General features: G+C 62.7%; 24 protein-coding genes, 1 tRNA gene and 1 pseudogene. 16 read left to right on the top strand and 10 right to left on the bottom strand.

Features of this window, described 5'->3' with window-relative positions:
* The first annotated feature begins 71 nt into the window (after nucleotides 1–71).
* Entirely contained in the window at nucleotides 72–1,244 is a 1,173-nt protein-coding gene (locus V1273_RS29100; RefSeq protein ID WP_334411676.1) for an isovaleryl-CoA dehydrogenase, read from the top strand.
* Nucleotides 1,245–1,255: 11 nt separating this feature from the next.
* Here V1273_RS29100 and V1273_RS29095 read toward each other — a convergent pair whose 3' ends face one another.
* The gene (locus V1273_RS29095; protein ID WP_334411675.1) at nucleotides 1,256–2,269 is read right to left on the bottom strand and encodes a hypothetical protein; all 1,014 of its coding nucleotides are present in this window, start codon (nucleotides 2,267–2,269) and stop codon (nucleotides 1,256–1,258) included.
* A 346-nt stretch (nucleotides 2,270–2,615) separates the two neighbouring features.
* On the opposite strand from V1273_RS29095, the gene V1273_RS29090 reads away from it, so the two are divergent.
* Nucleotides 2,616–3,773, top strand: a complete 1,158-nt coding sequence (locus tag V1273_RS29090; RefSeq protein WP_442894118.1) for a DUF898 family protein — start codon at nucleotides 2,616–2,618, stop codon at nucleotides 3,771–3,773.
* Between the two features lie 21 nt (nucleotides 3,774–3,794).
* Nucleotides 3,795–4,898, top strand: coding sequence for a M48 family metallopeptidase (locus tag V1273_RS29085; RefSeq protein ID WP_334380324.1), 1,104 nt, complete (start codon nucleotides 3,795–3,797; stop codon nucleotides 4,896–4,898).
* 10 nt (nucleotides 4,899–4,908) lie between these two features.
* Here V1273_RS29085 and V1273_RS29080 read toward each other — a convergent pair whose 3' ends face one another.
* The 3 genes from V1273_RS29080 to V1273_RS29070 form a co-directional block, all read right to left on the bottom strand.
* On the bottom strand, nucleotides 4,909–5,907 hold the full coding sequence (locus tag V1273_RS29080) for a LysR family transcriptional regulator (RefSeq protein ID WP_334380325.1): 999 nt from the start codon (nucleotides 5,905–5,907) through the stop codon (nucleotides 4,909–4,911).
* A gap of 152 nt (nucleotides 5,908–6,059) precedes the next feature.
* Nucleotides 6,060–6,794, bottom strand: coding sequence for a DUF2927 domain-containing protein (locus tag V1273_RS29075; RefSeq protein WP_334380326.1), 735 nt, complete (start codon nucleotides 6,792–6,794; stop codon nucleotides 6,060–6,062).
* 175 nt (nucleotides 6,795–6,969) lie between these two features.
* On the bottom strand, nucleotides 6,970–7,566 hold the full coding sequence (locus tag V1273_RS29070; protein WP_334364791.1) for a L,D-transpeptidase: 597 nt from the start codon (nucleotides 7,564–7,566) through the stop codon (nucleotides 6,970–6,972).
* A 229-nt stretch (nucleotides 7,567–7,795) separates the two neighbouring features.
* Between V1273_RS29070 and V1273_RS29065 the strand changes: the two genes are divergently transcribed.
* The 5 genes from V1273_RS29065 (at nucleotide 7,796) to V1273_RS29045 (ending at nucleotide 11,891) form a co-directional block, all read left to right on the top strand.
* A complete protein-coding gene (locus tag V1273_RS29065; RefSeq protein ID WP_334364790.1) occupies nucleotides 7,796–9,343 on the top strand; it encodes an acetolactate synthase large subunit in 1,548 nt (515 codons plus the stop codon).
* A gap of 147 nt (nucleotides 9,344–9,490) precedes the next feature.
* Nucleotides 9,491–10,006 carry a hypothetical protein gene (locus tag V1273_RS29060; RefSeq protein WP_334411674.1) on the top strand — a complete coding sequence of 172 codons (516 nt, stop codon included), beginning with the start codon at nucleotides 9,491–9,493 and terminating at the stop codon, nucleotides 10,004–10,006.
* Nucleotides 10,007–10,028: 22 nt separating this feature from the next.
* Entirely contained in the window at nucleotides 10,029–11,348 is a 1,320-nt protein-coding gene (locus tag V1273_RS29055; protein WP_334411672.1) for a M20/M25/M40 family metallo-hydrolase, read from the top strand.
* Between the two features lie 122 nt (nucleotides 11,349–11,470).
* Nucleotides 11,471–11,650 (top strand): hypothetical protein, encoded by a 180-nt coding sequence (locus V1273_RS29050; RefSeq protein WP_156433882.1) that lies wholly within the window; start codon nucleotides 11,471–11,473, stop codon nucleotides 11,648–11,650.
* A 100-nt stretch (nucleotides 11,651–11,750) separates the two neighbouring features.
* Nucleotides 11,751–11,891: a hypothetical protein gene (locus tag V1273_RS29045; RefSeq protein WP_334369288.1), complete on the top strand. Its 141-nt coding sequence runs from the start codon at nucleotides 11,751–11,753 to the stop codon at nucleotides 11,889–11,891.
* 313 nt (nucleotides 11,892–12,204) lie between these two features.
* Here the strand turns inward: V1273_RS29045 and V1273_RS29040 are convergent, their stop codons facing one another.
* Together V1273_RS29040 and V1273_RS29035 are read right to left on the bottom strand one after the other, a co-directional pair.
* Nucleotides 12,205–12,579 (bottom strand): nuclear transport factor 2 family protein, encoded by a 375-nt coding sequence (locus tag V1273_RS29040; protein WP_334364787.1) that lies wholly within the window; start codon nucleotides 12,577–12,579, stop codon nucleotides 12,205–12,207.
* Between the two features lie 1,045 nt (nucleotides 12,580–13,624).
* Nucleotides 13,625–13,753, bottom strand: a complete 129-nt coding sequence (locus V1273_RS29035; RefSeq protein ID WP_334364786.1) for a hypothetical protein — start codon at nucleotides 13,751–13,753, stop codon at nucleotides 13,625–13,627.
* A 180-nt stretch (nucleotides 13,754–13,933) separates the two neighbouring features.
* Between V1273_RS29035 and V1273_RS29030 the strand changes: the two genes are divergently transcribed.
* Complete coding sequence (locus V1273_RS29030; protein ID WP_028351264.1) at nucleotides 13,934–14,134, top strand: hypothetical protein; 201 nt, start codon at nucleotides 13,934–13,936, stop codon at nucleotides 14,132–14,134.
* A gap of 357 nt (nucleotides 14,135–14,491) precedes the next feature.
* Here V1273_RS29030 and V1273_RS29025 read toward each other — a convergent pair.
* The 3 genes from V1273_RS29025 to V1273_RS29015 form a co-directional block, all read right to left on the bottom strand.
* Nucleotides 14,492–14,566 (bottom strand) — tRNA-Val (locus V1273_RS29025).
* 116 nt (nucleotides 14,567–14,682) lie between these two features.
* On the bottom strand, nucleotides 14,683–15,966 hold the full coding sequence (locus tag V1273_RS29020) for a hypothetical protein (protein ID WP_334411671.1): 1,284 nt from the start codon (nucleotides 15,964–15,966) through the stop codon (nucleotides 14,683–14,685).
* Between the two features lie 139 nt (nucleotides 15,967–16,105).
* Complete coding sequence (locus V1273_RS29015) at nucleotides 16,106–16,738, bottom strand: DUF1134 domain-containing protein (protein ID WP_334364783.1); 633 nt, start codon at nucleotides 16,736–16,738, stop codon at nucleotides 16,106–16,108.
* A gap of 263 nt (nucleotides 16,739–17,001) precedes the next feature.
* Here V1273_RS29015 and V1273_RS29010 point away from each other — a divergent pair, with 263 nt between their 5' ends.
* On the top strand, nucleotides 17,002–17,466 hold the full coding sequence (locus V1273_RS29010; RefSeq protein WP_334380594.1) for a YHS domain-containing (seleno)protein: 465 nt from the start codon (nucleotides 17,002–17,004) through the stop codon (nucleotides 17,464–17,466).
* A gap of 62 nt (nucleotides 17,467–17,528) precedes the next feature.
* Here V1273_RS29010 and V1273_RS29005 read toward each other — a convergent pair whose 3' ends face one another.
* Nucleotides 17,529–18,353 (bottom strand): 3'(2'),5'-bisphosphate nucleotidase CysQ family protein, encoded by an 825-nt coding sequence (locus V1273_RS29005; protein ID WP_334411670.1) that lies wholly within the window; start codon nucleotides 18,351–18,353, stop codon nucleotides 17,529–17,531.
* 150 nt (nucleotides 18,354–18,503) lie between these two features.
* Here V1273_RS29005 and chpT point away from each other — a divergent pair, with 150 nt between their 5' ends.
* The 6 genes and pseudogenes from chpT (at nucleotide 18,504) to V1273_RS28975 (ending at nucleotide 25,145) form a co-directional block, all read left to right on the top strand.
* Nucleotides 18,504–19,151 (top strand): histidine phosphotransferase ChpT, encoded by a 648-nt coding sequence (gene chpT / locus V1273_RS29000; protein ID WP_334373217.1) that lies wholly within the window; start codon nucleotides 18,504–18,506, stop codon nucleotides 19,149–19,151.
* Nucleotides 19,152–19,343: 192 nt separating this feature from the next.
* Nucleotides 19,344–22,056 (top strand): annotated as a pseudogene (locus tag V1273_RS28995) (hybrid sensor histidine kinase/response regulator).
* A gap of 72 nt (nucleotides 22,057–22,128) precedes the next feature.
* A complete protein-coding gene (locus V1273_RS28990; RefSeq protein WP_334411669.1) occupies nucleotides 22,129–22,599 on the top strand; it encodes a chemotaxis protein CheW in 471 nt (156 codons plus the stop codon).
* 58 nt (nucleotides 22,600–22,657) lie between these two features.
* Entirely contained in the window at nucleotides 22,658–23,023 is a 366-nt protein-coding gene (locus V1273_RS28985; RefSeq protein ID WP_028347253.1) for a response regulator, read from the top strand.
* Between the two features lie 80 nt (nucleotides 23,024–23,103).
* The gene (locus V1273_RS28980) at nucleotides 23,104–24,270 is read left to right on the top strand and encodes a protein-glutamate methylesterase/protein-glutamine glutaminase (protein WP_334411668.1); all 1,167 of its coding nucleotides are present in this window, start codon (nucleotides 23,104–23,106) and stop codon (nucleotides 24,268–24,270) included.
* A complete protein-coding gene (locus V1273_RS28975; RefSeq protein WP_334411667.1) occupies nucleotides 24,267–25,145 on the top strand; it encodes a CheR family methyltransferase in 879 nt (292 codons plus the stop codon). Before V1273_RS28980 ends, V1273_RS28975 begins: the two co-directional genes overlap by 4 nt.
* The last annotated feature ends 4 nt before the right edge of the window (nucleotides 25,146–25,149 follow it).

Here is a 25,149-nt window from a genome sequence, read left to right as displayed (position 1 = left end):
CGCCGCGTGACAAGTATAGGCCCGGGTACTAAGTCTGTTTGAAACAACGTTAAATTCGCCGGGAGGCGGCCATGATTTCCAACGCCCATCGGATGTTCAACTTCGATCTTGGCGAGACTGCGGACGCAATCCGCGAGACCGTGCATGCGTTTTCGCAAAACGAGATCGCCCCGCGCGCCGCGCAGATCGACCGCAGCAATCAGTTTCCGCGCGATCTCTGGCCGAAGATTGGCGCGCTCGGCCTGCACGGTATCACGGTGGAAGAGGAATATGGCGGCGCCGGCCTCGGTTATCTCGAGCACTGCATCGCACTGGAAGAAATGTCGCGGGCATCAGCCTCCGTCGGCCTGTCCTACGGCGCCCATTCCAACCTCTGCGTCAACCAGATCCGCCGCAACGGCAATGAGGCGCAGAAACGGAAGTATCTGCCGAAGCTGATCTCGGGCGAGCATGTCGGCTCGCTCGCGATGTCGGAGCCGGGTGCTGGCTCAGACGTGGTCTCGATGAAGACCCGCGCCGAAAAGAAGGGCGACCGCTTCGTGCTGAACGGCAACAAGATGTGGATCACCAACGGTCCCGAGGCGGACACGCTGGTGGTCTACGCCAAGACTGATCCTAACGCCGGCCCGCGTGGCATCACCGCCTTCCTCATCGAAAAGGGCATGAAGGGATTTTCCACCGCGCAAAAGCTCGACAAGCTCGGCATGCGCGGCTCCGACACCTGCGAACTCTTGTTCGAGGATTGCGAGGTGCCGGAAGACAACGTGCTGAGCGAGGTCGGCCGCGGCGCCAACGTCTTGATGAGCGGCCTCGACTATGAGCGCGCGGTGCTGGCGGCGGGCCCGATCGGCATCATGCAGGCCTGCATGGACGTGGTGCTGCCTTACGTGCACGAGCGCAAGCAGTTCGGTGAGCCGATCGGCAGCTTCCAGCTGGTGCAGGGCAAGATTGCCGACATGTACACCACGATGAACGCCTCGCGTGCCTACGTGTACGCCGTGGCAAAAGCCTGCGACCGCGGCGAGACCACGCGGGAGGACGCCGCCGGTGCGATCCTCTACGCGGCGGAGAAGGCGACGCAATGCGCGCTCGACGCCATCCAGCTCCTCGGCGGCAACGGCTATATCAACGACTACCCGACCGGGCGGCTGCTGCGCGACGCCAAACTTTATGAGATCGGCGCCGGCACCAGCGAAATCCGCCGCATGCTGATCGGACGGGAGCTGTTCGAAAAGACGGCGTAGCCTTTCCAAACTCAAGTCCGTTGCAAATGGCCAGCTTCGTTTCGGCGTGCAACAATGGCTACTGAGCCTCTAAGGTGCTTATTCAGTTCGCCGATCCGCTCCGCTCCGACATGCCAAGGACCGTAGTTTCGAAGGTCTATGAAATTCTTGGCTTCCTGACCGGGCAGATTGAAGCGGACCAACGCCACGCTATCCGCGCTTTCAAGCATGAGTGCTTCCAAGTCATTCTTTGCGTCCGCATCATAGTTTGCGATGATCAAGTCCGGCTTCTCAATGGGCGGAAGCGCGCGAAAGCCGGCCGCCTCCATCCATGCCAGCCCGGCCAAAGTAACGGAACAGCAAAAGCACAAGCCATCGAAGCGGCCACGGCCTCGTTGCCAGTCGATCCACCAATCGTTCTGCCAGTCCTCATAGCCGAAGAGCATGCCTTCAAGCCGCTCAAGATGCTCATTCCACCCTGCCGATTTCGCTGAAGCTTGCCAGATCAGGTTGTGCGCAGGAATTCGCCACTCCTCGCCCTTCGGCGTGTAAAGCACCGTTCGATGACCGAAATATTTTTTACCCGGAGGGTCGGATGGTTCGATAATCTCTTCCCGGTGCAGCATGCCTTCGGCCACCCAATGATCAAATCGATGTTCACCATCGAACGTCATCGGCGGACAAGCGTGAGACATGCGCGCAAGCTTCTTTCGACCGTCCAGCAGGAGAGGTAGCTCATATCCGGTATGGATCAGATAGGGCGCTTCACTGGCGTCGTGCCACCGAAATAGCGCGATGGCGAGATCAGTGGAGTTGAATTCGGCACGATCATACTTGACGTCGAAGCGCTCGATCAGCGCCGCAAGCTGGTCATCACCGAGACAATAGGTATGATTCAGATCAGGATCCTGGCTCGTGTCTTCTCCAAGGATCGAGCGAAGCGGCCCGATGTCGCCGACATGAAAGCGCATCTGTGCGATGGGACACCACAAATCGCAATCAAATGTTTCCAGGATAAAGTGATTGGAATGCGGTGAAGGGCGCATGATGCTGCATCGGTTCAGGACAGATAGTCTCATTGTTGACGATCAGACGCAAAAGCTCCGTTAATGTCGGTGAGTTACTTAATGAGAGCTTAGCCGCCAGCCGCTGCCATAGCGCGAGAGCCTGGACTGCATTTTTGGGCATGAAGCGTATTCGGTCACGACATCGGACGTTAGGCCATGTTCGACCTCAATCCGTAAACCGCCGAAAAGCCCTGTCGGATCAAGCGATCCCGGCCAATCTCGATTGATGAGCTCACCACTATAGCAAGCGATTGTGGGAGCTGGGTCACACAACAACCGGCAAATCTGTGGTTTGATCTCCCACCGTTCGCGCTGGAGTTGAACCATGAACCAGATGAGCTGGCCGCCGCAGGTGCCGCCACCGCAGCCTTTGCCCGAGCCGCCGCCAATGCCGGTGGCGTTTTCGGGCAGCCGCGGCGAATTCTTTGATCTGGTCAAGCGCGGCGCCGGGCTGGAATTCGTCACGCTCGGCTTCTACCGGTTCTGGCTGCTCACCGACATTCGCCGCCATCTCTGGGCCAACACCCATGTCGACGGCGACGCCGCTGAATATACCGGCCGCGGCAAGGAATTGCTGATCGGATTTTTGGTCGCGCTCGCGATCCTGGTGCCGGTCTATCTCGGCTACTTTCTGGTCGGCCTCGAGGCCGAGCATATCCAGGCGTTTGCCAGTATTCCGCTGGTCGCGTTCTTCTATGTGTTCGGGCAATTCGCGATCTACCGCGCGCGCCGTTACCGGCTGACGCGCACGGTGTGGCGCGGCCTGCAGTTCTGGATGACTGGCTCGGGCTGGATCTATGCCTTGCAGGCATCGCTGTGGGGCCTGTTGTCGGCGGTGACCCTTGGGCTGGCGCTGCCGTGGCGCTCGGCCGCGCTCGAACGCTACAAGATGCGCCACACCTTCTACGGCGACCTGCAGGGCCGTTTTGAGGGGCGCGGCTGGGAGTTTTTCAAGCGCGGCTGGTGGCTGTGGCTGCTCACGCCGATTGCGCTTTACGTGTTCCCGCTCGCCCCGTTCATTTACGGAGCCTTCAAGGCGATCGAATGGCGCTGGTGGCTCTCGGGCATTCGGTTCGGCGGCGTGCGCGTGGAATCGTCCTTGCCCAAGAGCGCATTGATCGGCCTGTACTGGAAAGTCATCGGCTGGATCGTGGTGCTCGGATTGGTGTTCTCGGCTTACCTCGCGCTGGCGGCGGTATTGGTCGCCAGCATGAGTGGCGATGCATTCAGCGAGTTCTTCAAGTCGCAGGAATTCATGAAGAGCATTCCGCTTCTGGTGCTCGCGGGCATCGGCTACCTGGTGTTTGCGCTGACGATGAATATCGTGATCCGGGTCTATCTGTTGCGTGATCTCTGGGTCAGGGTGCTCGGATCGATCAATGTCAGCGGTATCGAGACAGCCGCCAACGTTTCGGCGCGCGGCGGAATGGCCAACGCGCTGGGCGAAGGATTCGCCGACGGCCTCGATGTCGGCGGCTTCTAAGGCTTCAGAGTCCTGATGGTCATGGATAGCGATACACCAACGCCTGCAAAATCGACCACGCTCGGTTCGGCGACCTATTTCGACGGAACGTCGAGCCGGCGGCGCATGGTGACGCTCCGCCTTGCCGACCGGCTCGCAATCGACGAGGGCGAACAAGCGCTGGCGGCGTGGGCCTACGCCGACATCCGCCGCGCCGACAGCCCGGCCGGTGTGCTGCGCCTGAGCTGCTTGACCGCGCCCGCGCTGGCGCGACTTGAACTTCGCGACAAGGAGCTTGCCAACGAGCTGGTGTCGCGCTGCACCAACATCGATGACCACATGATCGGCCGCCGCGGCGTTGCCGCCATCGTCGGCTGGTCGCTCGCGGCCGCGGCGTCGATCGTCGCCGTGGTGCTGTTCGGACTTCCGCTCGCGGCCGATCGCCTCACGCCGCTGGTGCCCGAAGCGTTCGAACGGCGGCTCGGCGATGTCGCAGACAGCCAGGTCAAGACGATGTTCGATGCCAAGGTGTGCGACAATGCCGCCGGGCAGAAGGCCTTCACAAAACTCGTCACCGCGCTTCGCGAATCCGCGGGCCTCGACACCTCGGTGCAGTCGGGCGTGCTGTCGAGCTCGTTGCCGAATGCCTTCGCGCTGCCGGGCGGCAAGGTCTATCTGTTCAACGGATTGTTGGCGAAGGCCGAGAACGCCGACGAGATTGCGGGCGTGCTGGCCCATGAGCTCGGCCATCTCAAGCATCGCGACAGCATGCGCGCAATGATTCACAACGGCGGCACGTCGTTCCTGATCGGATTGTTGTTCGGCGATATCACGGGATCCAGCGCGCTCATCTTCGGCTCGCGCACGCTGGTGACGTCGTCGCATTCGCGCGAAGCCGAGACCGATGCCGACAGTTTTGCGATCGACGTCATGCACCGGCTCGGCCGGCCGGCGAAGCCGACCGGGGAATTGCTGCTTCGGGTCACTGGAAAGGAGGGCAAGGGTCTCTCCATCATCTCCACCCACCCCTTGAGCGAGGACCGGCTGGCAAGGATGAGCCGGCAAGACCCGCCGGCCAGCGGGCCGCCACTGTTGACATCAGAGGAATGGCGATCGCTGAAATCGATCTGCGACGGCAAGATCTGACCGGGCTGGCTTATCTACGGGCGCTCTTCCGTGATCTCGCCGCTTCGATCGGTGCAGGTGCTGCACCGGCCGGCTTCAAGTCCCACACCGCCTGCATGGCCGAGAAGGCTTGTGCAATCATCGGCTCGTTGCGCCGCGACGTCAGGCAGGCGAAACCGAGATCGCAGGTTAGCGCCACCTTGTCGGCAATCACGAAATTCCGTTTGCTCGTGACGCGGTCGAGCACGCTGTCGCGGGTGAGGCCGAGGCCATTGCCACCTTCGACAAGATCGATCATGGCTTCTTCCTGATCGGCGAAGCCGATGCGCTTCGGCGATGAGCCGATCGGCCGGAACACGTCGTCGACCAGCCTCCGCTGCGCCGAGTCATGCGGCGTTCCGATCCAGGGCAGGTCGACGAGATCGGCCCAGCCCTTGCCTAGGACCTTGCCGCTCCATTGGCGAGGGGCGATCACGCGGTAGTCGAAGCGCGTCAGCGCCATGAGCTGGAACTTGCCATCGTCGATGGTGCGTTCGGACAGCATCCCTGACGTAAGCAATCCGGCTGGTGTGGTGTCGATGTAGTATCCCACGTCGAGCTCGCCTCTGCCGATCTGCGCCAGCACGTCCTCGGCCATGCCGTAGCGCAAGAAGACTTCGGTCTTCTTCGAGGAGATGGCGAGGCTTCGCACGAACGGACCGAGCCGGATCGACTCGGGGTCGAGGATCGTGCCGACGCGCAGCGTGCCCCGCAGCGATTCGCGCAAGGAATCCGCCGCGGTCCTGAAATCGGCCGACGCCGAGACCGTCCGATGTGCCAGCGGCAGCAGGGCGGCACCCGCCTCCGTCAGGGTAAAGCCGCCCGGCGTCCGGTTGAAAAGCTGCAAGCCGGTGCTCTCCTCCAGGCCCTTCAATTGCAGGCTGACGGCAGGCTGGGTCAGGTGCAGGAGGGTGGCCGCACGCGAAACCGTGCCTTCGCGGGCCACGGTGATGAAGCAGCGCAGAGCCTGGATCCGCGGCAGGTCGTTCATTTGAGAGACTTATAGCAAGCACCCATGACCCCCATTAGACAGGATTTGCTCTTGGAAGTCACAACCTTTCATCAATAAAACTTGGCGTTGTCATTGGAAAAAAGGTGGATAGCCCCGATTTGGGGGCCGAGACGGAATCGGAGCGCGGCCGGTCACTGCGGCAAGTTGTTGACCTTTCGTACCCAGGTGCGCACGTCGGCCAGCACGTCCGGCAGCAGCGCCTTGACCTCCTGAACGGTCATGCCGGGCTTGATCCGGGGATCGTAGAGAAGGTTGAGGAGGTATTGGTCGTAGATATCGAAATAGCCCCTCGACACATTGTCGTTGAACATGGTCCAGGGCACGGTCGAGGTATCGTTGATCGGCCCGAGCGACTGCAGCAATTCCTCATAGGCGCAGTCGAAGAAGACGAAGTCGCCATTGTCGACGGTGAGGATCACGTCGGAATGCTCGATTTCGAATTTCTCGTTCTTGCGAAAGCCGGACAGGCATTGCGGGTCGAGCGAAGAGCGAATCTGGCGCGCCCGCTCGCTGCCGTAGAAGGTCGCGATAGTGCGCTGGAGATCGCGGTCGCGCACCAGCTTGACCTGCACGTTGGCGTCTTCGCTGGTTTCGACCATGGCGATGTCGAGGTGCTGAACATGCGCGGCGATGTCGGCCACGATCTTCGCAAGCTGCGCCTTGCGGTCGGCGCGCGTGCCGTCGGCGAACACCCGCACCGGCCTGTCATATTTGCGGATGCGGTCGACGCGGCCGGCGAGATGATATTCGGCGCCGAAGGCGATCTTCAGAAAGCCCTCGACGATCTCGCTGTCGGTGAAGATCTTTTTCTCGGTGCGCTGACGCTGCGCGATGGCGGGAATATCGGCGAAGGCCGTGCACGGCATGAAGGTTCCGCCGAGTGACGCGGCGCACAGAGCAGCCGCTAGCATCCGTACATACAGGAATCGGCGGGGCGTGCGCATTCAAACAACGCTGCAGCAATTGGCGCGTGCGTGCAAGGCTTGAAAGGCTCGATCACGCGCTTGCGCGCATGACACCCAATTCCGGGATGGCTATCGCCTAATTTCTCACGATAACCGGCGTGCCGATGCGGACGCGGCTATAGAGGTCGGTCACGTCCTCATTGGTCATGCGGAAGCATCCGGACGAGACCGCCTGTCCGATCGTCTCGGGCTCGTTGGAGCCGTGGATGCGGTACAGCGTCGATCCCAGATACATCGCCCGGGCGCCGAGCGGATTGTCGATGCCGCCGGCCATGTGGCGCGGCAGATCCGGCCGGCGCCGGAGCATCTGAGCCGGCGGCGTCCAGCTCGGCCATTCCTTCTTCGCGCTGATGCGGTGGGTTCCGCCCCAGCGGAAGCCGTCCCGGCCGACGCCAATGCCGTAGCGGATCGCCTGGCCGTTGCCGAGAATGAGATAGAGCCGGCGCTCGGCGGTGTTGATGTAGATCGTGCCGGGCGCGTAACCGCCGGGAAAATACACGGTCGTGCGCGGGATCGGGCTCGCTCCGCTGGGCATGCCGGGTCGGAAGAAACCGGGGCCGCCGCCCATGATGTCGCGCGAGTCTTCAAAGAAAAAGAGATTTTGGGCCTGCGCGTGACCGGTCCCCACCAGCATCGTGATTGCTGCAAACAGCAAAGCAAAAGCCCGGATCATTTTTCTCCCTCGCGAAAAAATCTGAATATGCAGGTTGAGACAGGCCATAATTGCGGCGGTCGTGCAAGCAACGAGCCTGTGACCACAGCCATTTTCAGACGCCGCGGTTAAAAAAGGCAACACGCTGGAATCGATGGCTGCATTGTTCCGCTAAACCTTTGACGAAACGTGCGAACAATGTTTGATCGTTAGCGGTTCTTAAGAACAAAGCGCGAAGGGGAATGAGACCATGAACGGTGCGGAAAGTCTGGTGCGGACATTGGTCGCGGGCGGGGTGGACGTCTGCTTCACCAATCCCGGCACCTCGGAGATGCATTTCGTCGCCGCACTGGACCGGGTCGAGGGGATGCGCTGCGTGCTCGGCCTGTTCGAGGGCGTGGTGACGGGAGCTGCCGACGGCTATTACCGCATGAAGGGCACGCCGGCCTCGACGCTGTTGCATCTCGGGCCCGGTCTTGCCAACGGTCTTGCCAATTTGCACAACGCCAAGAAGGCCAATTCCGGCATCGTCAACATCGTCGGCCAGCACGCGACCTACCACATCGGCTACAACGCCCCGCTGACGTCAGACATCGAAGGGTTGGCGCGGCCGATGTCGTCCTGGGTGCGGACCTCGCCGGATGCCAAATCCGTTGCCGCCGATGGCGCGGCCGCGATCGCCGCCGCCAGGAGTTCGCCGCCGCAGATTGCCACGCTGATCCTGCCCGCCGACACTGCCTGGAACGAGGCCGACGGCATCGCGCTGGCGCCGGCGGAAAGCCAGCGCGCCAATTATTCCGCACAGGCCGTCGACAATGCCGCCAAGGTTTTGCGCAACGGCGGCGCGTCGACGCTGTTGCTGATGACCGGCAGCGCGCTGACCGAGCAGGGGTTGGCGCTGGCTGCCCAGATCGCGGGCAAGACCGGCTGCAAGGTGATGGGCCAGACCTACAATCCGCGCATGGCGCGCGGCCGGGGCCGGTTCGCGATCGACCGCATTCCTTACGTGATCGAGCAGGCGCTGCCGATCCTGAAGGATTTCAAGAACATCGTGCTGGTCGAGGCCAACGACCCCGTGGCGTTCTTCGCCTATCCGAACAAGCCGAGCATGCTGAAGCCGCAGGGCTGCGAGGTCCACCGCATGACCACGGGCGCGGAAAATTCCGTTGCCGCGCTGGAAGCGCTGGCTGGCGCACTGCACGCGCACCCGCAGGACCGACAGCCGCAAAAGATGGTCGAAATCGCCAAACCGACCGGTGCGCTGACGCACGCCTCGATCGCGCAGGCGATTGCGATGGCGATCCCGGAAAACGCCATCGTGGTCGATGAATCCATCACCACCGGCCGCGGCTTCTTTCCGCCGACGGCCGCTGCCGCCCCGCACGACTGGCTGCAGAACATGGGTGGCTCGATCGGCTTCTCGACCCCGGTCGCGACGGGTGCCGCGGTGGCATGCCCGGACCGCAAGGTGATCTGCATGGTCGGCGACGGCAGCGCGATGTACACGCTGCAATCGCTGTGGACGCAGGCGCGCGAAGGCCTCAACGTCGTCACGATCGTATTCGCCAATAAGATCTACCAGATTCTTCGCGGCGAATTCGACGGCGTCGGCGCCGGCGAGCCGGGGCAGCGCGCGCAGGATATGCTCAAGATCGATCGTCCCGACCTCGACTTCGTGGCGCTTGCCAAGGGCATGGGCGTGCCGGGCCGCGCGGTCGCCAATGCCGACGACTTCAACAAGGCGCTGGCGGAAGCCGTGGCCGAACCGGGGCCGCGGCTGATCGAAGTGCAGATGTAGGGAACGACCATCGAAAGTTTTGAGCTAGCCGGAATGCCGCAATTATGAAATCGTCATTGCGAGCGTAGCGAAGCAATCCAGAAAGCCAGGAAACAAGACTGGATTGCTTCGTCGCTTCGCTCCTCGCAATGACGGTGCGGAGGCCAGATGCAGACCGAACTGGACAAGGTCGTCACCGCACTTCGCGAGTTTTATGCATGCGAAACTTTCCTGCTCGAACGGGATGTCGGCGAGCGCGCGCTGACGCACCGGCTGGCGGTGCAGTTCGAAAAGCACTTCCCGGGCTGGGAGGTCGATTGCGAATACGACCGGCTCGGCGACCGTACGCTGCGGCTGCCGCACGGATCCACCGTCTCGACCGACGATCACCTCGCAAAATCCATCTATCCCGACATCGTGGTGCACCAGCGCGTCATTCCCAACAATCTGCTCGCGGTCGAGGTGCGCAAATCGGCCAATCACCAGCCGCTCGAACATGACCAGCACAAGCTGCGCGCGCTGACCGATCCGCACTTGTGGTTCGCCTACTGGATCGGCGTGCTGCTGACGCTGGGCAAGACCCACGTCGCGATGTCGGAGGTCTATACCAGCGGCGTTCTCGACCGGGCCCTGTCCGGCTGGTTCGCGCAGCGACTGAAGGATGCAGGGCTAAGCGCAGGTTGAAGTCCGCGAAGGGAGATTTTTGATGACGCTCAGTCGATCGATCCTGGCCATCGCATTTATCGCCGTCGCACAGCACGCTCTGGTGCAGCAGGCCGCCGCGCAAGCTTCCGCGCCCGATCTGGAAGCCATTCTGGCCCATCCCAAAATCGCCAAGACGCTCGACGACATCAAGGCTGACGACGAGCGGACCTTCACCGAGCAGAAGCGCATCACCGAAATTCCGGCGCCGCCGTTCAAGGAAAAAGTCCGTGCCGAATATTTTCAGAACCGGATGCAGGAGCTCGGCTTCAAGAATGCGTCGATCGACGCCGAAGGCAATGTGATCGCGCTACGCAAGGGCAGTGGCGGTGGCCGGCCCAAGCTCGTGGTTTCCGCGCATCTCGACACGGTGTTTCCCGAAGGCACCGACGTCACGGTGAAGGAAAAGGACGGCGCGATCGTAGCGCCAGGCATCGGCGACGATTCACGCGGTCTTGCGACATTGCTGTCGTTGATCAAGGTGATGAACGAAAACGCGATCGCGACCGTCGGCGACATCCTGTTCGTCGGCACCGTCGGCGAGGAAGAGCTCGGCAATCTGCGCGGCGTGAAGGCGCTGTTCCGCGATCACACCGATGTCGACGGCTTCATCTCGATCGACGGGCTCGGCATCACCCGCGTCGTCAACCAGGCGACCGGCAGCCATCGCTACGAGTTCATCTTCAAGGGCCCGGGCGGGCACTCGTTCCAGGAGTTCGGGCTGCCGAGCGCGACGCATGCGATGGGCCGGGCGATCGCGAAAATTTCCGAGCTGCAGACCCCAATCGATCCCAAGACCACGTTTACCGTCGGCACTGTGACCGGAGGCACCTCGGTCAACGCCATCGCCGCAGAAGCCCGGATGGCCGTCGACATGCGCTCGAATTCGACCGAGGAACTGCTCAAGCTCGAGGCCCGGCTGCTTGAACTCGTGAAGGAAGCGGTGGCGGATGAGAACGCGCGCTGGAAGTCCGACAAGATGACGGTCGAGGCAAAACTGATCGGCGACCGGCCGGCGGGCATTGTCGCGATGGATTCGCCGATCGTGCAGGCGACCCAGCGCGCGGTCTCTGCGGTCACCAAGGGGCCGCGGCCGACCTTTGCCGGCTCGTCCACCGATTCCAACATCGCGATGTCGCTCGGCATCCCTGCCGTCACCATTGGCGGCGGCGGCGAGGGCGGCAACTGGCACTCGCGCAACGAATGGTACAAGCCAACCAACGCCTGGTACGGCCCGCAGAACGCCCTGTTGACCGTCCTGATACTGACCGGGCTCGACGGCGTGACCAAACCGGCGCTTGCAGTGCGAAACGCCGCGAAATAGCGGCCGAGCTGTCCCCAGCACCGTTAACCATGCCCCCGATTGGACAAATTGTCGGCCAATTGCGGCCAAAGCGGTAACGGAACATCGTTCCCCAGTAGTTCTTCGTGCGTAGGGGATGTGGCATGGCGTACAGGATCGTGGCGGAACGCAAGGACGAGACCGTCAGGATGGACCGAAGCAGCATGCTGGTGGCGGTCGCCAAAGCGCGGGTCTGGGCCAGCGAGGGATGGAAGGTCACCATCATCGTCGGCGACGAAAACGAGGTCGCACCGGCCGACGCGCGCCGGCTTTCCTTCGTTTGATCGAAGATTCGTGGCCGTCTCTCCGACGGCCTACAGATTGAGTGGAACCGGGAACCCGGGCCGACGTTACACCTGCGGGCAGGCTTTTTGGAGCAATGCCATGCGGTGGCGGTCTGCATCCACAGGCGCCGACGAGATGCGCGGCACCAGCGATAATGAGTTCTCTTATGCAACCGGATGGACCATCAGCGGACTAGCGACGCTGGGCACCATCGTGGCGATCTGGGTGCTCGGGATCTGAGGCTATCTCTGTGCGACCCGCGTGCTGCCGGTCACGAGGAAGCCTGCCTTGTCCGGTTAACAGGACGCACCATCGTCGGCGCTGCAGCATCACGTAGTTGATCTCCTGAACCAGAACGAAAAAAAGACCGCCCCTTGGGCGGTCTTTTTTTCGTTGTTCTGAGAGAAGGGCTGGCGGGTCATGCCCGAGCAAATGGATTACGCCGTCGATAGGCGCAGACCCCGATGCCCGCCAAGGCAACGATCATCATCATCCGGGTCGACGGTTCAAATACCGAGAGACGTGCTCGATCTGACTGCCGAGCGGCTTCACATCAATGGCCGATCGTTCGTCGCCACGCGGCGGATTTTACTGGTTCGCACGCCGTGTGCCGGATCTTGCCGGATTGCGTGAATCGGAAATGCGTTCTCATGATCCTTCCGTCGTAACCGCGATAATCCAGTGCAATGCCGTCCACCTCCGGGATCAACACGTCAATGGCGAACGCGTTGTTTCCCGCCTTGGCGAGTCGTGGCCGCCAATATCGCTCCATGTCCGATCGGCCATTGAAGCGGCCGTCCTCACAGCATTCGACGGTGGCGGCATCGTCATACAAGTCCAATAGCGCATCGAGGCGTCGCTGCTTACAGGCGTCGATCCAGCCAACGACAACATCGATCGCATCGAAGCGATTATTCGCATTTGTCATGTCAGATCCTCCTTCGAATAATTAACGGCAAAGCAAATGAACACGTTGTGAACCAGGCGTTCAGATGCGGTTGGGGGTTCCGCACACCGAAGCATCGGCCGCTCCTAAACGCATTTTCGCCAAACTGTTATCGGCTTCTGACTGCGGGGCAGGACCGTTAAATCGGAGTTCTGCATGCTCAAACAAATTCTTGTTGCGTCTGTCCTTGTTGTAACCGGGTCGATCGCTTCGGAAGCCCGTCCTTCCCGTACCGCTCAAATACCCGAATGCAATGTGACGATGCCTTGCGACTTCTCGTTTTCGCAACCCCGTCGTGAGCGGATTAGTTCTTACACACATCAAGCGACCGCACAGAGTTACCGTCGCGAATTGGCGGGCGTGAGTGTCGATCGCGGTCAAACGGTCGGCGGTCGTCCGGCCGGTTGTCCCCGCTCGTTCTGCGGCTGCGGCGCGTCTATACGTGTTTTCGGCCGGATCGTGCCTGGTCTAAATCTCGCATCCAACTGGCTGCGCTTTCCACGAACATCGCCAGCACCCGGAATGGTCGCTGCGCGGCGTGGGCACGTTTTCGTTCTAGAGCGACATGTCGAAGGTGATACGTGGATGGCATACGATGCAAACTCGGGCGGCCGCGCAACGAGAATCCATGCACGCTCGTTACGAGGGTACACGGTTGTTAACCCGCATGCTGCTTGAATAGTGGTTCAATCCCCTGTGAAATCCGATAGCGCGGTTGTGCCAGAATTGGCGCAGCCGCGCTGGCTAAAACGAAAAGGTCCTGGAACGAGTAATCGGCGCCATTTAATTCATTGGGATTGGCATTTGGCCGAACTTGATATCGACGCGATCGTCGCCGCGCTAAATGCGGCTGCACTGGATCCCGCGGCGCCATAGCGCGATAGGAACGAAAATCTGCGAGCCGCATTGGACCGTGTGTCGCACATCCCCGATGCGACATTAACTGAAAGGACCTCAGCGCCGCCGCTGGGGCCCTTTCTGCTGATGGCCTGCAACAAGGGCTCCGCTGCGAACGCGGGACGCGCCTTTAAAACGCCCGGCGCCGCGGCGGCGGACCGGCTTGCGGGTGGCGCGCACGGGTGAGCTCGGAAATAGCGATCAGCGCGGCGCCCGCGATGATGGTGATGGCCGCCATCACAAGAAGGGTTGTAAGCATGGTTCGCTCCCGGAAAGTGCCGCCACCACGACGCCCCGAGAATCGAGTTCCGGCAAGACGGGCAAACTACGGGCCGCGGCTTATTGGCGAAAGCAAGCAGCCTGCTCGATGAGTCTGCTGCCGGGCAGACGGCGATCCGGCACGGGATTTCAATGGCCCTCGTGAACGAGGACCACGGGCATGCCAACACGACGGCGCATCAAGCATGAGAAGACCTTCGAAGAACGGCTGGCGGAAGAGGCCAAGCGCTTCAGAGAGGCGGCAAGGGAGGCACAGCCCGGCATGGCCCGGGAACTGCTCTTGCGGCGGGCGCGACAGATGGAAGCCGCATCTCGGCTAAACGAATGGCTCCGCTCGCCCGGCATGAGGGCGCCGGAGTAAGGCCGCCTGGGCTGCGCCTCTCTCTTCCTGTGGCGGCCGCAACGGTCGTCTCAAGGGGAACACGACGTTCTTGACACGGTTGCCCCGTCAGAGGAGGTACCCATGACCGAAAAGCCCACGCATGAACAGCTTGAGGAATTGAAGAGGCTCAGCCGGGAGGCCCGCGTCCCCCGATCAGTCCGAAATCGTGACCTCGAAGGAAGAGGCCGAAATTCGCATCCGCGACCTGAAGGAAAAAGCCCGCATTGAATAGGTAAGCCGATTTCGATGCGCCTACACGCGTCACGCTGGTGACGCGACTATCTACCGAATAGGCGGGTACCAAAAGAGAAAAGCCCCGATTTACGGGCTTTGGAATGGTGGACGCACAAGGGATCGAACCTTGGACCTCTCCCGTGTGAAGGGAACGCTCTCCCGCTGAGCTATGCGTCCGGGAAATATGGGCGAACGATGAGCCCCGTCAGAGCCCGCGATTTACGAAGGACGGGCCCATAGTGTCAAGCGATCAGTCGGGCCGTGACCTCGCGTTTTCGCGCGGGGACGGGGAATTACGCCCCCTGCTGGCGGGCCCGCGAAGCGTGCGACTGCAGCGCGCGGATGCGCTCGGCCAGCGTCCCGCCGCCTTCCGCCATCGCGGGGGCGGCACCGGCGACGTCGTTGGCGGGTTTGGCAGGCACTTTCGGGACGGCCGGTTCCGCGGCCAGCATGGCCTCGATCGCCGAATTCGGTCCCTCGAGCTGCATCGCGAGTTTTGCAACTTCGGCCGCGATGTCGTTGATGCGCTCGCGGAGCAGCGCGTTTTCCATCCGCTCGGTCGCCCAGGAGCTTTCGGCCTGCTGCTGGATCGCGTTGATGTCGCGCTGCAGTTTGGCGCGCTCGTCGCGGGCGATGCGAAGCTGCTCTTCCAGAGCCGCCTTCTCGGTGCGCAATTTTTCCACGGTCGGCGACTTGCCGCCGCTCATGCCTGCGATCTCCTCGCGCAGTTCGCGCGCGGTGCGTTCGGCGTTTTCGTTCGCCTGCCGGAGCTGATTGTTCTCGTATTCGCGCTCAGCCAGGATCTTGCCTTGCGTGGCCAGCCGCGCTTCGAGGTCGTTGACGCGGTTGCCGAGCATCTCGGCTTCCTTGACCTGGACGATCAATTGCCGGTCGAGATCGGTGACGCGCTGGCTCAAATTTTCGACACGGCTGCGCGCTTCCGTCAATTCGCGCGTCGCATGCTCGGACTCGGCGCGCTCCTGCGCGAGGCGGGTCTGGGTTGCCGAAAATTCCTTCTCGGCGTCGCCGACGCGGCTCTTCAGTTCCTCGATCTGCGTGCGCACCGTGACCAGCTCGACTTGGCGGCTGTCCGCCATCATCGAACGGTCGTTCAATTCGTGATTGATCCTGGCGAGTTCGGCCTGCTTGTCGGTCAGCGCCTGCTCGGCGTTGCGCAACAGCTCGGTCTTGGCCGCGAATTCCTCTTCGGTGGCGCGTAGCTGCTCCTTCATCGCCTTCTCGCGCGCTTCGAGCGCAAAGATCGTGGCGTTCTTTTCGCCGAGCTCGATCTTCATGCGATTGATCGCATCGCTCTTCTTGCCGAGTTCGGCGAGTTGGCTGGTGGTCTTGTTCTTGAGCTGCTCGACGCTCATTTCGAGCCGCCGCGCCGACATGGCGAATTCCGCGCGCAACTGATCCTTGTCGGCCTGGATTTCGGCCATCGACAGCGGCGTCGCCGCCTCCAGCCGCCGGGTCGTCAGCCGCACCGCGCGGTTATGCACCAGCGGCACGATCATCAGGCCGAACAACATCGAGACCAGAAAACCGATCGCCAGATACATGATCGGCTCGATCATGGATGGTTACTCCACACAGACAAGGAATCGTTAATCACATTGCCACGCCAGCCCGACCCTGCGCCAGCCCGATGCCGCGTTAACCTGAATCCACCCGGGGAGATCCGGGGAGACTTGGCGTCTGTGCTTGAAGCTGGGCTTAGAATGGGTTCCAGGTCGCCCGTGGAGTATATTTGAGATACCCGACATTGGCGCCGAGCCTTAAGCCGATGCCGGAACGGATCGGCACCAGCACGATGTTGTTGGCGGTCAGCGCGGTCATGCCGAAGCCACCGACGATATAGGCGGAGCCGTCGATGCCGACGAAGCGCTGATAGATCGCGTTGGTGGCGGGCAGGTTGTAGACCAGCGTCATGGTGCGCGCGCCGTCGCCGCCCCAGTCGAAGCCGACCGACGGCCCCTGCCAGTAGACACGCAAGTCGCCGGCATTCTTGGTGTAGAGCGTGCCTTCGCCGTAGCGCAGGCCCGCCACAAAAGCGCCGGAGCCTTCCTCGCCGAGCACATAGCCATTGGGCAAGCCCCATTGGCTCACCGCCCGTTCGATGACCGAAGCGAGGCCGCGCGAGACGTTGCCGAAGAACTTGTGCCCGGCCGACACCAACTCCTCGGGCCCGAAAGTCTCGGGACCCGGCTGCCGCTGTGGTGGCGGGTAAGGTCCGCCCGGTGGGGGCGGATAAGGCCCTCCCGGCGGCGGCTGCTGCGCAGAAGCTGGCACGGTCCAGCACATCAGCGCGGCGAACGTCACCGCGGCAAGGCGTGAAGCAAACGTCATGAAAGAACCCCTGGCATCGAATTCTGGCCGCCGCCTTAACCTGACGCCAACAAGCATGGCTCTAGGTTGCGCCCAGTGTCCCCTCGACTCGCATGTTATCGGCACCAACTATGACGGCACAACGGCATTTTGGCTTCGATATAACGGCATAAGTCCACCGTTTCAGGCTTCCTGCCATCGGCCAAGGAAAATCAACGGTTCAATTGGTATCAATTCAGACAATGACGGCACAACGGCAGGAAAGATACGGTTCGCGCCCCCAAATGGCCGCTTTTGCCTTATTGGCAAGTTTTTTTTGCGCAGCCAGCCTTGATTTCGCCGCGCGCGCCGCGACCACCGAGCGGGTGGTGGTGAACCGCTATTCCGGACTCGCCATCGGAGGCTTCGATCCCGTCGCCTACTTTACGGAATCCATGGCCATCGAGGGCTTACCCGATTTCGAGGCTCGCGAAGCCGGCGCCGTCTGGCGTTTCCGCAACGAGGGCAATCGCGCTTCTTTCGTCGCGCATCCGGATATCTACGGGCCTCAGTTCGGCGGCTATGATCCGGTCGACCTGGGGCGAGGGGTTACCTATGCAGGCAACCCGCGCTTTTGGGTGGTTGCGGGCCAGCGGCTCTATTTGTTCGGCCGCGAGGACAACCGCGATGCGTTCGCCGCCGAACCGGCGCGTTTCGTCGAGGAAGCCACCGCACGTTGGCCGGCGCTCGAGCGAGGGCTGGCGCAGTAGCTTCCATTTGGCCGGCACTGTTCCCGCGGTCGCTGCGCTCGCCCGGGTTACAGGCCCCGCGTTCAGGGCGTCGCCTTCGGATCGCCCCAGGCGATGAATTCGGGAACGATGAAGCCCGTCCGTCCCGTGCCAAATTGCAGGGCGGCGCCGGTTGAATCCGTGATCTTGCCGCCGGCGGCCGCGACGACGGCATGGCCCGCGGCCACGTCCCATTCCGAGACCGGCGACAGCCGGGGATAGATATCGACGGAGCCTTCGGCCACCCGGCCCAATTTGACCGCCGAGCCAAGCTCGCACCGTACGGCCCCCGGTCTTGCGGCAATAAAGGCTTCGGTCCTGGCGTCGCCATGCGAGCGGCTGACCGCCACGGTCCATGGCTGGCCGCGCGGCGGGCAGGGGCGGGTACGTATAGGCTCGACGAGCGGCTTGCCCTTGCCGAGCGTCAGCCGCTCCGCGCCGCGTCCGACAATGCCGCGCCAGATCAGCCCGAGCGCAGGTGCGCTGATAATGCCAAGCAGCGGCGTCCTCCGGGTCACCAGCGCCAGGTTGACGGTGAATTCGTTGCGGCCGGCGACGAATTCCTTGGTGCCGTCGAGCGGATCGATCAGGAAGAAGCTTTCCATATAGGGCAGCGCGGACGTTTGGACGCGCTCTTCCGAGAGCGCAGGTATTTCGGGCACTACCTGGGCAAGGCCCTGGGCGATGATTCGGTCGGCCGCCAGATCGGCCTCCGTTACCGGCGAGCCGTCGGTCTTGCCGTCGACCTTCATGGCGGAACGGTTGACGGCAAGGATGGCGGCGCCGGCCCGGATCACGATCTCGGTCAGCGGTTCGATCAGCACTGCTGCGGCCTCGCGATCGAGCGCGGGCGGACGTGCCTCATTCATGAGCTCGGCCCATTTGCTGTTCGTCCTGCCTTACCATTGCCGCCCCCTGCTGGCAGCACGGGGCTGCGCAGTGTATCAAACCGATAAGCACGCGTGATTCGTAACGGTCCGCCAGCAATTTGTGACCCGGCGGCTTTCCAGGAACCCATGATGTCTGGTACTTCATCTCCCGGTCCGGCTCCCGATACCCTCGAACTTGCGGCGCTGCTGTGTTCGCGAGTCTGTCACGATCTCATCAGCCCGGTTGGCGCGATCGTCAATGGGCTTGAGGTGCTTGACGACAACCCGAAGCCCGAAGACCGCGATTTCGCGCTCGATCTGATCCGCAAGAGCGCCAAGACCGCCTCCGCACGGTTGCAGTTCTGCCGCCTGGCGTTCGGCGCTGCCGGATCGGCGGGCGCGCAGATCGATCTCGGCGATGCCCAGACCATGGCACGCGGCCACATCGAGGACGGCAAGATCACCATCACCTGGAATCTGCCGCGGCTGTTGCTGCCGAAGAACCGCGTCAAGCTGCTGTTGAACATGCTGATCATCGCGCAGCAAACGATCCCGCGCGGCGGCACGCTGACGATCGATCCGATCGGCGACGGCGAGACGATGGGTTTTCGCGTCACGTCTTCGGGCCTCAACGCGCGCGTGCCGCAGAACATCGCCAATCTCGTGAGCGCGAGTTCGACGGCGACCGTCGACGCGCATGCGGTGCAGCCTTACTATACGCGGCTGTTGGCGCAGGCCTGCGGGCTGAGCGTGACGCTTGAGCCCGACGGGGAAAAAGTGCTCGTTACTGCTTCCTGAGCGCGGCGCAGCGCCGACATGGTTAACCAACGGTTGAAAACAGGCGGCAGAATTCATTTCTGCCGTCTTATCTCTTTGTTGATCCCGTTCTTTTCCATTTGCTCAACCAATATTAAACGCTTTGCATAGAAGCTGGCCCTGTTCCGTAAGGCGCGTCGATGTCGCGTGCCGGTGCGTACGAAGGCCAGTTTCATGGATGATTTGTTGCGGGAGTTCCTGACCGAAACCAGCGAGAGCCTGGATACGGTCGACAATCAGTTGGTGCGGTTCGAGCAGGACCCGAGCGACGCGAAGATTCTGGATAACATCTTCCGCCTCGTCCACACCATCAAGGGCACCTGCGGCTTTCCTGGGCCTGCCGCGGCTCGAAGCCCTTGCCCATGCCGGCGAGACCTTGATGGGCAAGTTCCGCGACGGCATGCCGGTCAAGGCCGAAGCAGTGACGCTGATCCTGTCGAGCATCGACCGCATCAAGGAAATCCTCGCAGGCCTGGAAGCCACCGAGACCGAGCCCGAGGGCACCGACGAAGACCTGATCGAGAAGCTGCATGCGATGGCCGAAGGTGGTCACCCTGCCGAGGTGCAGCCTGAACCCGCTCCCGTCGTCGCCGCGCCGCCGGCTCCGCCCGCGATGACCAAGGGCACGCTGGTCGAGCAGGTGCTGGAACGCCCGTTGCGTCCGGGCGAAGTCTCGCTCGACGACCTCGAGCGCGCCTTCCGCGAGACCGCGACCGAAGCCGCGCCGGTTCCCGTCGCCAAGGCTGCGCCGGCGCCGGAGGCCAAGGAAGCTGCGAAGGAAACGAAGGCAAAGCCGGCCAAGCGCGCCGCCGCCGCCGAAGTCGACGGCGAGGTCGCCGACAAGATCGCCAACCAGTCGATCCGCGTCAACGTCGACACCCTCGAACATCTGATGACGATGGTCTCCGAGCTGGTCTTGACCCGCAACCAGCTCCTGGAAATCTCCCGCCGCAACGAGGACACCGAGTTCAAGGTGCCGCTGCAGCGGCTCTCCAACGTCACCGCCGAGCTGCAGGAAGGCGTCATGAAGACGCGGATGCAGCCGATCGGCAATGCCTGGCAGAAGCTGCCGCGCATCGTGCGCGACCTCTCCGGCGAACTCGGCAAGCAGATCGAACTGGAGATGCACGGCGCCGACACCGAGCTCGACCGCCAGGTGCTCGATCTGATCAAGGATCCGTTGACGCACATGGTGCGCAACTCCGCCGACCACGGCCTGGAGACCCCGGCCGAGCGGCTCGCGGCCGGCAAGGGCGAGCAGGGCACGATCCGGCTCTCCGCCTATCACGAGGGCGGCCACATCATCATCTGCATCGCCGACAATGGCCGCGGGCTGAACACCGAGCGGATCAAGGCCAAAGCGCTGCAGAACGGTCTCGTCACCGAGGCCGAACTGGAGAAGATGACCGAAGCCCAGATCCACAAGTTCATCTTCGCGCCGGGCTTCTCCACCGCCGCCGCCGTCACCTCGGTCTCCGGCCGCGGGGTCGGCATGGACGTGGTGCGCACCAATATCGACCAGATCGGCGGCACCATCGACATCAAGAGCGTGGCCGGCGAAGGTTCTTCCGTCACCATCAAGATCCCGCTGACCCTGGCGATCGTCTCGGCCCTGATCGTGGAAGCCGCCGGCGACCGCTTTGCGATCCCGCAATTGTCGGTGGTCGAGCTGGTGCGCGCCCGCGCCAACTCCGAACACCGCATCGAGCGCATCAAGGACACCGCGGTCTTGCGGTTGCGCAACAAGCTGTTGCCGCTGATGCACCTGAAGAAGCTGTTGAAGATCGACGACGGCTCGTCCAGCGACCCCGAGAACGGCTTCATCGTGGTGACGCAGGTCGGCAGCCAGACCTTCGGCATCGTGGTCGACGGCGTGTTCCACACCGAAGAAATCGTGGTCAAGCCGATGTCGACCAAGCTGCGGCACATCGACATGTTCTCCGGCAACACCATTCTGGGCGATGGCGCCGTGATCATGATCATCGACCCCAACGGCATTGCCAAGGCGCTCGGCGCCTCCGGCGCCTCGGCCCATGAGATGGCCGACGAAGCCTCCGCGGCGCATGCCATGTCCGGCGAACAGCTCACCTCGCTGCTCGTGTTCCGCGCCGGCTCCTCGCAGCCCAAGGCGGTGCCGCTCGGCCTCGTCACCCGGCTGGAAGAGATCGCCACCGACAAGATCGAGCTCTCCAACGGCCGCTACATGGTGCAGTACCGCGACCAGCTCATGCCGCTGGTGCAGATGGCCGGCGTCACGGTCCAGAGCACCGGCTCGCAGCCGATCCTGGTGTTCGCCGACGACGGCCGCTCGATGGGGCTCGTGGTCGACGAGATCATCGACATCGTCGAGGAGCGGCTGCACATCGAGGTCGCCGGCCAGCAGGACGGCATTCTGGGTTCCGCCGTGATCAAGGGCCAGGCCACCGAGGTGATCGACGTCGGCCACTTCCTGCCGATGGCGTTTGCCGACTGGTTCTCGCGCAAGGAGATGCGGGCCTCCTCGACCGCGCAATCGGTGCTGCTGGTCGACGACTCCGCCTTCTTCCGCAACATGCTGGCGCCGGTCTTGAAGGCCGCCGGCTACAAGGTGCGGGTCGCCGTCAACGCCCAGGAGGGGCTCTCGGCGCTGCGCTCGGGCCAGACCTTCGACGTGGTGCTGACCGACATCGAGATGCCCGACATGAACGGCTTCGAGTTCGCGGAAGTCATCCGCGCCGACAACAATCTGGGCACGCTGCCGATCATCGCGCTGTCCTCGCTGGTGTCGCCGGCGGCGATCGAGCGCGGCCGGCAGGCCGGCTTCCACGACTACGTCGCCAAGTTCGACCGCCCCGGCCTGATCGCGGCGCTGAAGGAACAGACCGCCGAGACCCGGCGCGCGGCCTAGAGCATGATCCGGAAAAGTGGGAACCGGTTTTCCGAAATGATCATGCTCAAAACGAGAGAACGGTAACAGACCATGACAACCAAGACCGAGACCATCGAGGGCACCGTGGCCGAATACGTCACCGCCGTGATCGGCGGGCAATTGTTCGGCCTGCCGATCTCCCGCGTCCAGGACGTGTTCATGCCGGAACGGCTGACGCGGGTGCCGCTGTCCTCCGCCGAGATCGCCGGCGTGCTCAATCTGCGCGGCCGCATCGTCACCGTGGTCGACATGCGCGCCCGGCTCGGCTTGCCGAAGAACGACGACGGCAAGCCGCCGATGGCGGTCGGCGTCGACTTGCGCGGCGAGTCCTACGGCCTCTTGATCGACCAGATCGGCGAGGTGCTGCGGCTGCCCGACAATGGCCGCGAGGAAAACCCCGTCAACCTGGATTCCCGCTTCGCCAAGCTCGCCGGCGGCGTGCACCGCCTCGACGGCCAGCTCATGGTCGTCCTCGACGTCGATCGCGTTCTCGAAATCATGCCTGACCTGATGGCGGCATGAGAATCCAACCCGGTACGGAAACATCCCTCTTGGGAATTGATGCAAGTGGAGGCCTAAAATGAAAACATGTCTGGTCGTTGATGACTCCAGCGTCATCCGAAAAGTCGCGCGACGTATCCTCGAAGGTCTCGACTTTCAAATCGTCGAAGCCGAGGACGGCGAGAAGGCGCTTGAAGTCTGCAAGCGCGCGATGCCCGAGGCGGTTCTGCTCGACTGGAACATGCCGGTCATGGACGGCTACGAATTCCTCGGCAATCTGCGCCGCATGCCCGGCGGCGACGCGCCCAAGGTGGTGTTCTGCACCACCGAAAACGACGTCGCGCACATCGCGCGTGCGCTGCATGCCGGCGCCAATGAATACATCATGAAGCCGTTCGACAAGGACATCGTCACCGCGAAGTTCCAGGAAGTCGGCTTGATCTGATCTCTATGTGATCCCGGCGGCTCGACGGCCATCGGCGTTGGTTTTGCAAGTGTGCCGCTTGAGTTGGGTCGGGTGAAGTAATGAGTGTTGCGTTAACGAAGTGTCCGCCGCCAATCTCGACAAGGCAAGACAAGCTGCGCGTGATGGTGGTCGACGACTCCGTGGTGATCCGCGGGATGATCTCGCGCTGGATCGGCGCCGAGCCGGACATGGAGGTCTCCGCCTCCCTGCGCACCGGCCTCGACGCCGTCAACCAGATCGATCGCATCAAACCCGATGTCGCCGTGCTCGATATCGAAATGCCGGAGCTCGACGGCATTTCTGCGCTGCCCCAGTTGCTTGCGAAAAAGCGCGACCTCGTCATCATCATGGCGTCGACGTTGACCCGCCGCAATGCGGAGATCAGCTTCAAGGCGCTCTCGCTCGGCGCCGCCGACTACATTCCAAAGCCGGAGAGCACGCGCGAGGCCACCGCTGCCGAGACGTTCCACCACGATCTGATCCAGAAGATTCGCCATCTGGGCGCCAGGGCCCGCCGCCGTGCGTCGCCGGGCGCGAGCCCGGCTCCGGCACCAGCCGAGCGGGTGCGCGAGGTATCCGTTCATCCGGTCGCCGCACCGGTTGCGCAACTGCCACTGGCGCGCCGGCCCTTCAGCATGCTGGCGCCGCGTGTGCTTCTGATCGGCTCGTCGACCGGCGGCCCGCAGGCGCTGATGGCGCTGGTCGCCGACATCGGCCCGGTGATCGATCGTTTTCCGGTGCTGATCACCCAGCACATGCCGCCAACCTTCACCACAATTCTCGCCGAGCATCTGGCACGTGCGAGCCGCCGGACGGCGCATGAGGCCGTTGACGGCGAGATCGTCAAGCCCGGCCGGATCTATCTTGCGCCGGGCGGCCGCCACATGCGCGTCGTGCGCCATGGCGCGGACGCCACGATCGCGCTCGACGACGGGCCGCCGGTGAATTTCTGCAAGCCTGCGGTGGACCCGCTGTTCAACTCCGCCATCGACGTCTGGCAGGGCGGCATCATGTCGGTGATTCTGACCGGCATGGGCTCCGACGGCATGCGCGGCGGCAAGGAGATAGTCGCCGCCGGCGGCAGCGTGATTGCCCAGGACGAAGCGACCAGCGTGGTGTGGGGCATGCCGGGCGCGGCCGCCAATGCAGGTATTTGCGCGGCGGTTCTGCCGCTCAATCAGATCGCGCCAAAACTGGTTCGGTTGTTTTCGGGAGATCGTTCGTGACGCCTTCAGACTATGAGTATCTGCGTAAGCTTCTGAAAGAGCGCTCCGGGCTCGATCTTTCGGCCGACAAGCAATATCTGGTCGAAAGCCGGCTGCTGCCGTTGGCCCGCAAGTCCAGCCTGCCGGGCATTTCCCAACTCGTCGAGAAGATGAAGGGCGGGGCCAACACGCTGACGGCAGAGGTGGTCGAGGCGATGACCACCAACGAGACGTTTTTCTTCCGCGACAAGATTCCGTTCGATCATTTGCGCGAAGCGGTCATTCCGGCGCTGGTGCAGGCGCGCGCGGCCCGCCGGTCGTTGCGCATCTGGTGCGCGGCTTCCTCCACCGGGCAGGAACCATATTCGATCGCGATGTGCCTGAAGGAGGCGGGACCCCTGCTGTCCGGTTGGCGTACCGAGATCGTCGCGACCGATCTGTCGCAGGCGGTGCTGGAAAAATCCAGGGCCGGTACCTTCAGCCAGTTCGAGGTGCAGCGCGGATTGCCGATTGGGTTGCTGGTGAAATATTTCACCCAGAACGGCGAACTCTGGCAGATCAATGCCGAGATCCGCGGCATGGTGCAGCACCGTCAGCTCAATTTGCTGCAGGACTTCTCCCATCTCGGCGTGTTCGACGTCATCTTCTGCCGCAACGTGCTGATCTATTTCGATCAGAATACCAAGGCTAACATCTTCGAGCGGCTCTCCCGGATGCTGGAGCCCGATGGCGTGCTGGCGCTGGGCGCTGCCGAATCCGTGGTCGGCATCACCAACAGCTTCAAGCCCTATCCGGAGCGACGCGGACTTTATCGTCCGAACATCGCACCGGTGATACGGGTGGGGGCGTCGACCCTGGTGCCGCAAACCCTGCGGGCGGTTGCCGCGGCGCGCTGATCTT

Source organism: Bradyrhizobium sp. AZCC 1721, assembly GCF_036924715.1.
GTDB lineage: Bacteria > Pseudomonadota > Alphaproteobacteria > Rhizobiales > Xanthobacteraceae > Bradyrhizobium.
This window is presented reverse-complemented; position numbering and strand designations above follow the sequence as displayed.